Below are 13,422 nucleotides of genomic sequence, written 5' to 3' on the forward strand. Positions count from 1 at the left end.
GACCTGCGGCGCAGGGTCAGCCCGGCCAGTCAGTCAGCCAGCCAGTCAGTCCAACAGAATCAGGCCTGACCGGCTGCCGCCCCGTCCAACCACCAGACGGTCGCATCCCGACCTGAGACCACCGATGCCGGCCAGCGGGCCGCGTCGGTGGTCTCGTCGTCTCGGGCGTGCCGGACCTCAGCGACGGCCTCGGCCTTGTCCGCACCGGCCACCACGAACCAGAGCCGCTCGGCCATGTTGAGGGCCTCCACGGTCAGCGAGAGCCGCCTCGGGGGCGGTTTGGGGGAGCCCTCCACGGCAATCACCGTCGCTCCGCGGGTCAGGGGGCCGGGCAGGCCGGGGAACAGGCTCGCGACATGGGCATCCGGGCCCACGCCCAGCATCACCACATCGAAGACCGGCAGGCGGTCGTCCTGCCCCGGGTCCACGCGCGCGTGGGCGGCGAGCTCGGACGTATAGGCCTCCGCCGCCGTCATGATCGACTCCGTCGCCTGTGTGTTCGGCGTCTCCGGCGTCACCTGAGTCTCCGGCGGCATCGTCTCCGCCCCTGCTGCGCGGTCCGCGGCGGGCATCCGGTGAATGTTGGCGGCGGGCATCCCGTGCCTGGCGACCAGCTCCTGCAGGAGGGCCTCCTCGGCCTGCTGCTCGTTGCGGTCCGGGTCCCCTGTGGGCAAGAAGCGCTCATCGCCCCACCACAGGTGCACCCGGGACCAGTCCGGCATGCGGAGATCCGGGCTACGGAGGCCGTCCGAGGCATCCAGGCTGTCCGAGAACTCCGAGAATTCCGAGATGTTCGAGGCAGATGACACCAGGTCGGAGAGCGCCGCCAGGATTCCCGTGCCGGTCCCGCCACCGGTCAGGACGGCCGAGGCCGCACCCCGGTCACGGACGCCGTCAGCGAGGATTCTGAGCAGCTCACCGGCGGCGTCACGGCAGAGCGACTCGCGGTCGGAGTACAGGCGGGTTTCATCGGTCACTGGGCAACACCGCTTTCAGATCGGTCAGGGGCAGTCCATTGACCACCACATCGCCGAAGACCTCGTCCGGATCCAGTCGGCGCAGCTCCTCGGCCAGGCAGTCCTGGTCGCTGCGCCGGGGCAGGGAGATGTGCTGGATCGGCTGGCCCTGCTGGTACAGGGAGGCCACGTCACCGGCGGGCCGGGACAACACCACGTCGCCCTGCTGACGCCGCAGCCGGACGGAGCGCATGCCCTGACCGGCCTTGGAGTGGGCCATGGTGACGGGGACACCGAGGCAGCGGGTGAGCCAAGCGGCCAGCAGCATGGTCGAGGGGGAGTCCTCGGCGCCGTCCACGGTGACGGAGAGGATCTCGGCGGGGTCCAACCCGTCCAGGATCGCCGCCAACTGGATGCGCCACCCGGTCAGCCGGGTCCAGGACAGGTCCGTGTCCCCGGCCCGGTAGGTCTGGCGCAGGTGCATCAGCGCCCGCCGAGGCGAGGGGCTCGTGGCCGTGTCCGTGATGCGGCGGTGGGCGATCCGACCCAGGGCCGAGTCGGCCGGGATCTCCGGGGCGGAATGGGGCCACCAGACCACGATCGGGGCATCCGGCAGCAGCAGGGCGCCGATGAGCGACTCGGACTCCTCCGCATTGGAGCCGGAGCCGTGGAGGATGACCACGTCGGAGGCCCCGGCATCACCGCCCACCCGGATCTCCGCATCCAGCCGGGTGGGTGCGGCGGCGTCCCCGGCGGCCAGCACGATGATCCGGCAGGGGTGCTCGCGGCTGGCCAGGTTGGCGGCCAGGATGGCCTCCTCGGCATGGTCCGGCGAGGTGGAGATGATGAGCGTCAGCACCCGGCCGAGCGCGACGACGCCCCCGGCCTCGCGCAGGCGGTTCATCTCCTTGGCGACCTGGGATGTGGTGGTGTCCTGGACCTCGATGATCATCAGGGCCTCCTCCAGACGCGGCCGTCACGGGCCACGAGCTCGTCGGCGCTCTTCGGTCCCCAGCTACCGGGGGCATAGGGCTCCGGCTGGCCGACCAGGGACTCCCAGTACTCCTCGAACGGGTCGAGGATGGCCCAGGACAGCTCCACCTCGGCCTGGCGGGGGAACAGCGGAGGTTCGCCGAGCAGCACGTCGAGGATCAGCCGTTCATAGGCCTCCGGGCTGTCCTCGGTGAAGGCATGGCCGTAGCCGAAGTCCATGGTCACGTCCCGGACCTCCTGCTGGGTCCCGGGGACCTTGGAGGCGAAGCGGATGGTGACGCCCTCATCCGGCTGGACGCGGATGACGATGGTGTTCTGGCCGAACTCGTCCTCACCGTGTCCGGGGAACAGCAGGTTCGGGGCCCGCTTGAGCACCACGGCGATCTCGGTGACGCGGCGGCCCAGTCGCTTGCCGGCACGCAGGTAGAACGGCACACCGTCCCAGCGCCGGGTGCGGATCCCCAGCTTCAGGGCGGCGTAGGTCTCGGTGGTGGACTCCGGGTTGAAGCCCTCCTCCTCGAGGAAGCCCGTGACCTTCTCACCGCCCTGCCAGCCACCGGTGTACTGGCCGCGCGCGGAGGCGGCGCCCAGACCGGCGTCGTCCATGGGGACCTCGACGGCGGCCAGGACCTTCTCCTTCTCCGTGCGCAGGTGATCCGCGTCGAAGGAGATGGGCTCCTCCATGGCGGTCAGGGCCAGCAACTGCAACAGGTGGTTCTGGATGACGTCGCGGGCAGCGCCCACCCCGTCGTAGTAGCCGGCGCGGCCGCCGATGCCGATGTCCTCGGCCATGGTGATCTGCACGTGGTCCACGTGGTTGGAGTTCCACACGGGCTCGAACAGGCGGTTGGCGAAGCGCAGCGCCAGGATGTTCTGGACGGTCTCCTTGCCGAGGTAGTGGTCGATCCGGAAGACGGCATCCGGGACGAACACCTGCTCGATCACGTCGTTGAGCTCCCGGGCGCTGGTCAGGTCGTGACCGAAGGGCTTCTCGATGACCACCCGGCGCCACGGACGCCCCGAGGAACCGGCCTGGGCGGGGGAGGGCCGCGTACCGGCATCGTGGTGGCGGCCGGCCAGGCCGTGGTCGGCGAGCTGCTGGCTGACCTCCTCGAACCAGTCCGGCGGGATGGACAGGTAGAACACGGTGTTGCCGGCGGTGCCGCGGGAGACCTCGAGGTCGGCCAGCGTCCCGTGGAGGTCCTCGTAGGCCGCGGCGTCATCGAAGCCGCCGGAGACGAAGCGGAAGCCGCCGCGCAGCTGGTTCCAGACGGTGTCGTTCCAGCCGGTCCGGGCCGAGGACTCCACGGAGTCGCGCACGTACGCCGTGAATTCCTCGTCGCTCCAGTCGCGCCGGCCGAAGCCGACCAGGGAAAAGCCGGGCGGGAGCAGCCCCCGGTTGGCGAGGTCGTAGATCGCCGGCAGCAGCTTCTTGCGGGCCAGGTCTCCGGTGACGCCGAAGAGGACGAGGGCGGAGGGTCCGGCGATCCGGGTGAGCCGCCGGTCCCGGGGGTCGCGCAGGGGATTGGCCGGGCGCGTTCCGGTCAACGGCTCAGGCACCATCGGATCCCTGCGTGCCGTGCGCTGCCCGGAGGAGCTGGCCGATGCCGTCCGTGCGCTCGGTCAGGTGCAGCCGCACCACGGGCCGTCCGTGCTCGCGCAGCACGGAGGCATCGCCGGCGGCCTGGGCGCCCAGCAGCTGACCGAAGGTGAAGGGACGGCCCGGGATGTCGAGGTCCAGATCCGAATCGGCTGTGATCTGCAGGAACACTCCCTCGGGCGTGCCACCCTTGTGGTACTGGCCGGTCGAGTGCAGGAACCGTGGGCCCCAGCCGAAGGTGACCGGGCGTCCGGACAGCGTGGCGAGGGCGGCGCGCAGGACCTCCAGCTCGGGGTATCCCAGACGGTCCAGGTACGCCTGGACGGCCAGGTAGCCGTGGGCCGGCACCAGCTGCGCGACGGCGGCCAGCACCCGCCCGAGGTCGTCCGGGGTCCCGGCGGGGCCGTTCACGACGTCGGCCGGCCCGGTGACTTCGACGGTGCCGATCACGGTGTCCGGGCGTTCCGCCGCGGGCGTGGCGTCCAGCAGGCCGCGGGCGGCGGTCTTCGCGGCCTCGACGTCCGGTTGGTCGAAGGGGTTGATGCCGAGGATGCGGCCGGCCACCGCCGTGGCGAACTCCCACAGGAGCAGTTGGGCCCCGAGGGAGCCGAAGACCTCCACGGCGTGCTCGGACCGGATGGGCGGGACGCTGTCGGCTTCCTCGGGCGCGTCGGGTGCCTCCCGATCCTCGGGGTCGGCCACCAGGCGGATCTGCAGCAGATCGTCGGCGGCGGAGAGGGTCTCCGGGTCGCCGGCGTCCACGACCACGGGCAGCACACCGGTGCCGTCCTTGCCCGTGGACTCGGCGATGAGCTGCTCTGCCCAGCCGCCGAATCCGACCAGCCCGGAGTCCTCGTCGGAGAAGATCAGTTTGTTGCGCAGCGGGTCCGTACCCGCCATGGCGGCGCCGAGCTGGAGGCCCGGGTTGCCCGGGTCGTCGGTGGCGAGGACCTCGCGGGTCTCCTCCGCATCGTCGAGCAGTGCGGCGATGTCCACGCCGGCCAGACCGGTGGGCACCAGGCCGAAGGCGGTGAGGGCGGAGTAACGCCCGCCGACGGTGGGGTCGGCGGTGAAGACCCGCCGATAGCCGGCCTCGCGGGCAGACTGCTCGAGCGGGGAGCCTGGGTCCGTCACCACGACGATCCGGGACGCGGCGTCGAGGCCGGCGTCGTTGAAGGCCTGTTCGAAGACCCGCCGCTGGGAGTCGGTCTCCACCGTGGAACCGGACTTGGAGGACACCACCAGGACGGTGTCTGTCACCCCGGCCGCCAGGACGTTGCCCACCATCTCGGGATCGGTGGAGTCGAGCACGGTGAGCGGACATCCCACGGTGGCGGCGATCACCTCGGGGGCCAGGGAGGACCCGCCCATGCCGGCGAGGACCACGCGGCTGATGCCCTCGGCCGCCAGTTCGGCGCGCAGGCCCTCGACCTGCGGAACCAGTTCCCGCGAGTCCTCGAAGAGGTCCATCCACCCGAGGCGCTGCGATGCCTCCTCCTCCGCGGCCGGACCCCACAGGCTGTGGTCCTTGCCGTCCAGGCGACTGGCGACACGGTCGTCCACCAGGGCCGGGACGTGTCGGTCGATCGCCGCGAGGGCGGCGCCGGTGGCCTGCAATCCGAGTGAGGTCATGTCAGTCTCCTGGGTCGTGCGGGGAGGGATTCAGGAAATGGTCCAGGGATATCACGTGGTGACCTGGCAGCGATCAAGGGCCGTCAGCGGGCCGCGGAGTCCTCGAGCGCGGTGCGCACGGTCTCCAGCAGCTCGTTCCAGCTGGTCACGAACTTCTCCACGCCCTCGGCCTCGAGGACAGCCACCACGTCGTTGTAGTCGACGCCGGCATGGGCGATCGCGTCCAGCACGCGGTCCGCATCCTCGTAGCCCTCCGTGATGGTGTCCCCGGTGACCTCACCATGGTCGGCCAGGGCCTCCAGCGTCTTCTCCGGCATGGTGTTGACGGTTCCCGGGGCCACGAGCCCGGTCACGTAGAGCGTGTCCGGCAGCGCCGGGTCCTTGGTTCCGGTGGAGGCCCAGAGTGGACGCTGGGGACGGGCACCGGCCGCCTCCAGGACGCGCCAGCGTTCCGTGTCCAAGGTCTCGGTGAAGATCCGGTAGGCGAGTCGGGCGTTGGCGAGGCCCGCCTGCCCTGTCAGCTCGCCGGCCCCCTCGGCCGAGGACTCGGCGAGGCGGCGGTCCACCTCGGTGTCCACCCGGGAGACGAAGAAGCTGGCGACGGAGTGCAGGGTGGACAGGTCGATCCCGGCGGCATGCGCCTGCTCCAGGCCCAGCAGCCAGGCGTTGAGCACCTCGCGGTAGCGGGTCAGCGAGAAGATCAGGGTCACGTTGACGCTCAGTCCCTGGGCGAGGGTCGCCGTGATGGCCGGCAGGCCCTCTTCCGTGGCGGGGATCTTGATCAGCACGTTGGGCCGGTCCACGGCCTCGGCCAGCTTGCCGGCTTCGGCGACGGTCTTCTCGGCGTCCCGGGCAGACCGGGGATCCACCTCGATGGACACCCTGCCGTCCACCCCGTTGGACGCCTGGTAGACGGGCGTAAAGAGGTCACAGGCGGCCTGGACGTCCCGGGTGGTGAGCTCGAAGACGGCCCGGTCCAGGTCCGCGCCGTCGGCGGACAACTGCGCCAACTGCTCGGCGTAGGCCTCCCCGTTCTTCAGTGCGGCGGCAAAGATCGAGGGGTTGGTGGTCACGCCGGTGACGGTCCGCGTCTCGATCAGCTCGGCGAGGTTGCCCGTGGCGATCCGCTCACGGGACAGGTCGTCGAGCCAGATGGACACACCGGCCTCGGCCAGTGCACGGGTGTTCGGGTTCTGTTCGGTCATCATGTGCTCCGTACGTCTGGGGGGGTGCTTTGCGTGGCGGTGGTGACCGGCCGGCGCCGGGTCAGCGGCCGAGCAGGTCCCGAGCGGCGGCGGCCACGGCCTCGGCCGTGATGCCGTACTCGCGGAACAGCGTCTGGAAATCTGCCGAGGCACCGTAGTGCTCCAGCGAGACCTGGGCTCCGCGGACTCCGGTGTACTTGGCCCAACCCTGCGCGATCCCGGCTTCCACGGAGACCCGGACGGCACCGTTGTCCGGCAGCACCGAGGCTCGGTAGGACTCGTCCTGGGCGTCGAACCACTCGAGGCTGGGGGCGGACACCACCCGGGTCGGTACGCCTTCGGACTGCAGTTGGTCCCGTGCGGCCACCGCGAGCTGCACCTCGGAACCGGTCCCGATCAGGATCGCCTGGGGCTCAACGGCCGAGCCCGAGTCATCGGTGGCGTCCAGCAGCACGTAGGCGCCGCGTGCCGTGCCCTCCGCACCGGCGAAGCCCTGCTCGTCCCGCGGGAAGACCGGAAGGTTCTGACGGGAGAGCACGAGGCCCGCGGGGCCGTCGGTCTTCTCCAGGATCGTCTTCCAGGCCCAGGACACCTCATTGGCGTCGGCAGGGCGGACGACGGCCAGTCCCGGGATGGCACGCAGCGAGGCGAGTTGCTCCACCGGCTGATGGGTGGGGCCGTCCTCGCCGAGGCCGATCGAATCGTGGGTCCAGACGTAGATGGCCGGGGTACCCATCAGCGCACCGATGCGGATCGCGGGACGCTGGTAGTCGGAGAAGATCAGGAAGGTCCCCATGTAGGCCCGCAGCAGTGAGCCGAGCGAGATGCCGTTCACGATCGAGCCGGCGGCGTGCTCGCGGATGCCGAAGTGCAGGGTGCGCCCGTAGGGGCTGCCCTTCCAGGTCGAGGTCTGCCGGCTGGCGGGGATGAACGAGGGCTCGCCGTCCATGGTGGTGTTGTTGGAGCCGGCCAGGTCGGCGGACCCGCCCCACAGCTCCGGCATGACCGGGGCGAGGGCGGACAGGACCTTGCCGGAGGCAGCGCGGGTGGCCATCCCCTTGGCGCCACCCGAGAAACTGGCATCGAAATCCGCCTCGAATGCGGGGAATGCCTCGGCGAAGTCCTCGGGCAGCTCGCCAGCCGAGAGGCGGTCGAACAGCCGGGCACGGTCCTGGTTGGCGCCGCGCCACGCGGCGTAGGACTCCTCCCAGGTGGCGCGGTAGGCGGCCGAGCGTTCGCCGACGCTGCGAGCGTGGGCAAGCACGCCGTCGTCGACGGCGAAGTGCTGCTCCGGGTCGAAGCCCAGGACCGTCTTCAAGCCGGCCAGCTCCTCGCCGCCGAGCTTGGAGCCGTGGATGGCACCCGTGTCCTGCTTGCTCGGGGAGGGCCAGCCGATCACGGTGCGGAGCTTGATCAGGGAGGGCTTGGAGGTCTGTGCCTTGGCCTCGGCCAGGGCCGTGTAGAGCTGTTCCGTGTCCTCGACGTAGTCCCCGGTCGCGAGCCAGTCGACGGTCTGGACATGCCACCCGTAGGCCTCATACCGGGCGGCCACGTCCTCGCTGAACGCCACGTCCGTGTCGTCCTCGATGGAGATCTCGTTGTCGTCATAGATGACCACGAGGTTGCCGAGTTCCTGGTGACCCGCCAGGGAGGAGGCCTCGGAGGTGACGCCCTCCTGGAGGTCGCCGTCAGAGGCGATGACGAAGATGTGGTGGTCGAAGGGGCTCGTCCCGAGGGCGGCGTCCGGGTCCAGCAGGCCGCGCAGCCGGCGCTGTGCGAAGGCGAAGCCGACGGCGGAGGCCAGGCCCTGGCCCAGGGGTCCGGTGGTGATCTCCACGCCGTCCGTGTGCCCGTACTCGGGGTGGCCCGGGGTCTTGGAACCCCAGGTGCGCAGGGCCTGGAGGTCCTCAAGTTCCAGCCCGGCCCCGGCGGCGAAGAGCTGCAGGTACAGGGTCAGGGAGGAGTGACCGGCCGAGAGGATGAACCGGTCGCGTCCGGCCCACGTGGCGTCCGCGGGGTCATGATGCATGACGTTCTGGAACAGCTGCCAGGCGACCGGGGCGAGGGAGATGGCCGTGCCGGGATGGCCGTGACCGGCCTTCTCCACGGCGTCTGCGGCCAGCACTCGCAGGGTGTCCACGGCCTTCCGGTCCGCGGCCGCATACGTGTACTCGCGGGCGGGCTGAAGACGCTGCAGGGAGGAAGTCCTCCCGGTGGCGGATCCGGTGGATGATGCCGGGGCTGAAGTCACGAAAGCTGCTCCTGACGGAATGAAACTGGGGGCCGGTGCCGACCTGACGCCAGCTTATCCCGAATGGGGCCACGTCCTGCAGGGGGTGAACCGCCAGTGACCTGTCACGACCCGACATTCCGTGCGTGGAGCGGTACACTGGAAGGGGTGTTTCCAGCACCGATGACCTCATCCCGCCCGCCTGCACCGTGAGAAGTAGATGCCCAGCACCCTTGATGCCCAGTCCGCCGCGAGCCCGGCGCCCTCCAGCGCCCGTCCGGTCCACCGGAAGATCGGGTTCAAGCGGAAGGCCGCAGCCTACGTCTCGCTGACGAAGCCGCGGGTGATGGAACTGCTCCTGGTCACCACGCTGCCGACGATGATCTTCGCGCAGCGGGGCTTCCCGGACGTGGTCACCATGATCGCCACCATGGTGGGTGGCGCACTGGCCGCCGGATCCTCTGCAGCGTTCAATTGCTACATCGACCGGGACATCGACAAGCTGATGAACCGGACCAAGAAGCGCCCCCTGGTCACCGGCGAGGTCACGCCCCGCGAGGCCCTCATTTTCGCCTGGGCCATCGGCGTGGTGTCCATCGCCATCCTGCTCTGGGGCACCAACCTGCTGGCCGCCGGCCTCGGCGTCCTGGCCATCTTCTTCTACGTGGTCATCTACAGCCTGATCCTGAAGCGCCGCACTGAGCAGAACATCGTGTGGGGCGGGATCGCCGGCTGCTTCCCGGTCCTCATCGCCTGGGCCGCGGTCCGCGAGACCGTGGAATGGCCAGCAATCGTGCTGTTCCTCATCATCTTCCTGTGGACCCCGCCGCACTACTGGCCGCTGTCCCTGAAGTACAAGCGTGACTACCAGGCCGCGGACGTGCCCATGCTCGGGGCCGTGGCCTCGGCGCGAGTGGTCTCCAGCCAGGTCGTGCTCTACGCCTGGGCCACCGTGGCCTGCTCATTGCTGCTGGTGCCGCTGGGCTGGGCCGGGATCGTCTACACGGCCGTCGCCCTCGTGGCCGGTGGCTGGTTCGTCTACGAGTCCCATGTGCTCTATGCGGAGTCGCAGAAGCCGGAGTACAACGACAAGAAGGCGATGAAGGTCTTCCACCTCTCCATCACCTATCTGACCCTCGTCTTCGTGGCACTGGCCGTGGACCCCTTCGTGGGCAGCCCGCTCATGCCGGTTCCGGGCATCCCCTCCTGACTTCTCTCACAGAGGGCGTCTACGGAACGGAGGCCGTCAGGGGCTCCGGGCCAGAGTTTCTCCGGATTCCAAGACCGGCAATTCCAATCGTCCCCAATATCGCGATCGAACAGAGAAGGAACCACAGGTCCACCGTGAATCCTCCGGCGAAGAGGATTGCCCCGTAACCCAGGACGGCCAGGCCAGCCAGCGCTACATAGGACACGTTGCTCAGCCACACTGCTGGTTGACGCGTGTAAGACCCCATCACCAGCACGACCAGTGGCACGAGCATGAGTGCGCCAAAGATCAGCGCTGGGGGTATCCGTGCGTTCGGGTCTGGACAGGGAAACGCCAGCGCACAGACGACCGGGATTTGCTGGGACCTCCAGAAGACCAACCACGCCACGGACACTATGGCGACGGCCGGCGACCACAGCCTGAAGTGATGTACGCGTGCACCAGCATCGGTCATGCAACCTAGTGTGGCATTGGCGCGCCGGTAGGGTGAAGGCACCTGACGGCGAGCAGTGGGGTTCCGAATGCCGGTGGAGGCGCCCCGGAACACCAGGCGGCGACCAAGGACCTGGGCAGACTCGCTACTGAGCTCAGCGCCGACTTCAGCGAAGGATGACCGGTCCGGACCTCCTGGCTAGGAGCGGACGGCGGCTGGCCGGGTGCGGTAGGTGGAGACCTGCCGGTCCCAGACGGTGGTGACGGCCCAGACGACGAGGCCGGTGCCCAACATGTGCAGCAGGACCACGCCGATCGGCAGTCCGGTGAAGTGCTGGATGTAACCGACAATCCCCTGGAACGCGATCACCACGATGAGGGCCCAGGCCGAGATCCGCTGCAGCCGCGAGGACTGCTGGCGCAGGACCACCACGAGCAGCACGAGGGCGGCGGCCGTCATCAGGTAGACGGGGAAGGCGTGCAGTCGGGTGACCACCAGCGGGTCGAAGTCATGGCGGGGCGCATTGGCATCGCCACCGTGGGGACCGGTCCCGGTGACGATAGTCCCGAGGTACAGGACCACCCAGCCGATCACGAAGATGCCGCGAGCCAGATTCCGGGAGAGAGCGGAGGTCTGGCCGTCGACCACGGTGGCCGGAGCGGCCGGCTGGTCTCCGTGTGCCTGACGGTGACGCCATTCAGCGCCCACCCGGTTCACCAGCAGGGTGGCGAAGCAGACCATCACCGAGGAGACGAGGAAGTGGAACGCGACCACCCAGGGATTCAGGTCAGTCCACACGGTGATGCCGCCCACCACGGCCTGCGCCGGAATGCAGGCCAGCATCCCCACCGAGATCCAGAAGATGCTCGGGTGGGACTTCCGAAGGTTCCAGACCCACAGCAGTACCGCCAGGGCCGCCAGTCCCACCACGAAGGTCAGCAGTCGGTTACCGAATTCGATGACACCGTTGATCCCCATCTCCGGCGTGTTGATCCAGGAGTCGTCGGTACAAGTGGGCCAGGTCGGGCAGCCGAGGCCGGAGGCGGTCAGACGCACGGCGCCACCGGTGACGATGATGCCGATCTCGGTCACGAGCGAGATGACGGCGAGCACCAGGGTGCCCCGGGTGATGTCCCGCGGCGTGTATCGGCCGATGCCCGCATCGATGCGGCGCCACAGCCCGGGCCGGGTGGCGGAGCCGTGCTGGGCGGTGGACTGGGTGGGGGTACTCACTTCAAGGTCCTTTGAACGAGACGGACGGGGAGGGGCAGCGGGATACTCAGCGCCATTTGAACCACTTCAACGCGCCGACCGTGGCCAGGATGCCCCAGCCCGCCAGGACGAGGACAGCGCCGACGTCGAGCGCTCCGGTGCCGAACGCGAACCGGAGCCCATCGCCCAGCGCGGCTGAGGGCAGGAAGGAGGCGATGCCGGAGAACCAGCTGATGGCGGGGACGGGGAAGACGGCCCCGCCCACGGCACCCAGCAGCACCCACAGCAGATTGGTGAGGGCCAGGGTGGCCTCTGGCCGCGCCGTGCCCGCGATGAGCAGCCCGAGGGCGGTGAAGGAGGCCGCCCCGAGGATGAGGAAGAGGACGGCCCAGGGCACTCCGGCCCAGACGGGCTGCCAGCCCAGCACGAGACCGATCCCGCCGATCGCCACGACCTGGAGCAACAGGACAGCCAGGACGGCGCAGGCCTTGCCGAGGATGAGCCCGGCCGGCCCGAGGGGAGTCGTGGACAGGTAGGCCAGCACGCCGTAGCGGCGGTCGAACCCGGTGGCGATGCCCTGGCCGGTGAAGGCCGAGCTGAGCACGGCGAGGGCGAGGACGCCCGGCACGGCCACGTCCACCCCGCGGACCCCGGCGCTGTCCATCAGTCCGGACCAGACGACGGCGAACAGGGCCATGAGAGGCAGGACGAGGGAGATCAACAGCTGCTCGCCGTTGCGGATCGCCGTGACGGATTCATAGCGTCCCTGTGCCATCACCCGGCGGGCCAGGGAGCTGGCGTTGCCGTGCCGCGAGGTGCTGCCCTGCGGGGATACGGCCTCGGCGGTGCTGGCGGTGCTGTGAGGGGTGTTCACGGAACTGCTCAGGGAACTACTCACGGGGCGACCTCCAGGAAGACGTCTTCAAGGGAACGGTGCAGCAGGCGCACGTCCGTGGGCATGATGCGGTGATCGCGCCACCAGGCGGCCAGGTCCGCCCAGGCATCGGGGGTGGTCAGCCCCTCGACGCGGAACGTGCAGTCGGCCGGCGCGCTGGGGACCTCCGGCACCAGGTGGAGTCCGGACGGGAAGGCAGCCAGCGCGTCGGAACCCAGTGGCTGGGGGACGGAGAAGTGGACCGGGGTCGGGCCAGTGCGGTCGGTGAGCTCGGCGACCGACCCAGACCGTTCGACGGCGCCCTCCCGCAGGAGCACCACGTGATCGGCGAGCCGTTCGGCGTCGTCGAGCAGGTGGGTGGTGAGCACCACGGCCAGTCCGGCCTGCTTCAGCTCGAGGATCAGGTCGAACACCAGTTGGCGGGAGACGGGGTCCAGTCCGGCACTGGGCTCGTCCAGGAATACGACGCGCGGGCGGCCCGCGAGGGCGGCGGCCAGCGCCACCCGCTGCTTCTGGCCACCGGACAGGCGGCGGATGTCCCGGCCGGAGAACTCGTCGATGCCCAGGCGGTCGGTGAGGGCGGCCATGTCGGCCGGCTCCTGGTAGAGCGAGCAGATATGGCGCAGCAACCGTGCCGGGGTGGCGGACGGGGGCAGCCCGCCGTCCTGGAGCATGACGCCGACCTGGCTGCGCAGAGCAGAACCCGCATGCCACGGATCCTCACCGAGCAGGCGGACGGTGCCGGAGTCAGGGCGGTCGAGCCCCTGAGCGATGGTCAGGGTGGTGGTCTTGCCGGCGCCGTTGGGGCCGAGCAGGGCGGTCACCTCTCCACTGCGGGCTCGGAAGTCCACGCCCCTGAGGATGTGGAGATCTCCCCGGCGGCTACGGACGGTCTTCTGCAGTCCCTCAAGGGACACCAGGACGGAGGGTGAGGATGGCACCCATCCATGGTACCCGCGTGGAGCGGTAGTTCTACGGCCCGTAGAACTACCGTGGCCAACACCACCCTCGGGAAAGGCACGCCTTACTTTCGTGGTGACGTTAATTAGGTAAACT

Annotated in this window: 11 protein-coding genes; 1 reads left to right on the top strand and 10 read right to left on the bottom strand. The window is 69.6% G+C overall.

The annotated features are described in order from the left end of the window. Nucleotides 1-59: 59 nt before the first annotated feature. The 6 genes from pgl to tkt form a co-directional block, all read right to left on the bottom strand. Nucleotides 60-977, bottom strand: a complete 918-nt coding sequence (gene pgl / locus C8E99_RS04180) for a 6-phosphogluconolactonase (RefSeq protein WP_115931236.1) — start codon at nt 975-977, stop codon at nt 60-62. Further along, nucleotides 967-1,908, bottom strand: a complete 942-nt coding sequence (locus tag C8E99_RS04185; RefSeq protein ID WP_115931237.1) for a glucose-6-phosphate dehydrogenase assembly protein OpcA — start codon at nt 1,906-1,908, stop codon at nt 967-969. Before C8E99_RS04185 ends, pgl begins: the two co-directional genes overlap by 11 nt. Beyond that, entirely contained in the window at nt 1,908-3,512 is a 1,605-nt protein-coding gene (zwf, locus tag C8E99_RS04190; protein WP_115931238.1) for a glucose-6-phosphate dehydrogenase, read from the bottom strand. Before zwf ends, C8E99_RS04185 begins: the two co-directional genes overlap by 1 nt. Continuing rightward, the gene (locus C8E99_RS04195; protein WP_115931239.1) at nt 3,502-5,181 is read right to left on the bottom strand and encodes a glucose-6-phosphate isomerase; all 1,680 of its coding nucleotides are present in this window, start codon (nt 5,179-5,181) and stop codon (nt 3,502-3,504) included. The genes zwf and C8E99_RS04195 overlap by 11 nt, the downstream gene beginning before the upstream one ends. An 83-nt stretch (nt 5,182-5,264) precedes the next feature. Continuing rightward, nucleotides 5,265-6,389 (bottom strand): transaldolase, encoded by a 1,125-nt coding sequence (gene tal / locus C8E99_RS04200; RefSeq protein WP_115931240.1) that lies wholly within the window; start codon nt 6,387-6,389, stop codon nt 5,265-5,267. Between the two features lie 58 nt (nt 6,390-6,447). Beyond that, nucleotides 6,448-8,583 carry a transketolase gene (tkt, locus tag C8E99_RS04205; protein ID WP_245952437.1) on the bottom strand — a complete coding sequence of 712 codons (2,136 nt, stop codon included), beginning with the start codon at nt 8,581-8,583 and terminating at the stop codon, nt 6,448-6,450. A gap of 253 nt (nt 8,584-8,836) precedes the next feature. On the opposite strand from tkt, the gene C8E99_RS04210 reads away from it, so the two are divergent. After that, on the top strand, nt 8,837-9,826 hold the full coding sequence (locus C8E99_RS04210; RefSeq protein WP_115931242.1) for a heme o synthase: 990 nt from the start codon (nt 8,837-8,839) through the stop codon (nt 9,824-9,826). 19 nt (nt 9,827-9,845) lie between these two features. Here the strand turns inward: C8E99_RS04210 and C8E99_RS15735 are convergent, their stop codons facing one another. The 4 genes from C8E99_RS15735 to C8E99_RS04230 all read right to left on the bottom strand — a co-directional run bounded on the left by C8E99_RS15735 (nt 9,846) and on the right by C8E99_RS04230 (nt 13,307). Then, nucleotides 9,846-10,280 carry a hypothetical protein gene (locus C8E99_RS15735; RefSeq protein WP_147301168.1) on the bottom strand — a complete coding sequence of 145 codons (435 nt, stop codon included), beginning with the start codon at nt 10,278-10,280 and terminating at the stop codon, nt 9,846-9,848. A 177-nt stretch (nt 10,281-10,457) separates the two neighbouring features. Continuing rightward, nucleotides 10,458-11,492 carry a COX15/CtaA family protein gene (locus C8E99_RS04220; RefSeq protein WP_115931244.1) on the bottom strand — a complete coding sequence of 345 codons (1,035 nt, stop codon included), beginning with the start codon at nt 11,490-11,492 and terminating at the stop codon, nt 10,458-10,460. 46 nt (nt 11,493-11,538) lie between these two features. After that, nucleotides 11,539-12,369 carry an ABC transporter permease gene (locus C8E99_RS04225; RefSeq protein WP_425452850.1) on the bottom strand — a complete coding sequence of 277 codons (831 nt, stop codon included), beginning with the start codon at nt 12,367-12,369 and terminating at the stop codon, nt 11,539-11,541. Then, nucleotides 12,366-13,307, bottom strand: a complete 942-nt coding sequence (locus tag C8E99_RS04230) for an ABC transporter ATP-binding protein (protein WP_115931245.1) — start codon at nt 13,305-13,307, stop codon at nt 12,366-12,368. The genes C8E99_RS04225 and C8E99_RS04230 overlap by 4 nt, the downstream gene beginning before the upstream one ends. Nucleotides 13,308-13,422 lie beyond the last annotated feature (115 nt).

This window comes from Citricoccus muralis, from assembly GCF_003386075.1.
Lineage (GTDB): Bacteria > Actinomycetota > Actinomycetes > Actinomycetales > Micrococcaceae > Citricoccus > Citricoccus muralis.

Bases quoted from the DNA above. Each gene is read 5' to 3' on its own strand.
- C8E99_RS04185 (WP_115931237.1), bottom strand. From the start codon at position 1,908: ATGATCATCGAGGTCCAGGACACCACCACATCCCAGGTCGCCAAGGAG.
- zwf (WP_115931238.1), bottom strand. From the start codon at position 3,512: ATGGTGCCTGAGCCGTTGACCGGAACGCGCCCGGCCAATCCCCTGCGC.
- C8E99_RS04195 (WP_115931239.1), bottom strand. From the start codon at position 5,181: ATGACCTCACTCGGATTGCAGGCCACCGGCGCCGCCCTCGCGGCGATC.
- tal (WP_115931240.1), bottom strand. From the start codon at position 6,389: ATGATGACCGAACAGAACCCGAACACCCGTGCACTGGCCGAGGCCGGT.
- C8E99_RS04210 (WP_115931242.1), top strand. From the start codon at position 8,837: ATGCCCAGCACCCTTGATGCCCAGTCCGCCGCGAGCCCGGCGCCCTCC.
- C8E99_RS15735 (WP_147301168.1), bottom strand. From the start codon at position 10,280: ATGACCGATGCTGGTGCACGCGTACATCACTTCAGGCTGTGGTCGCCG.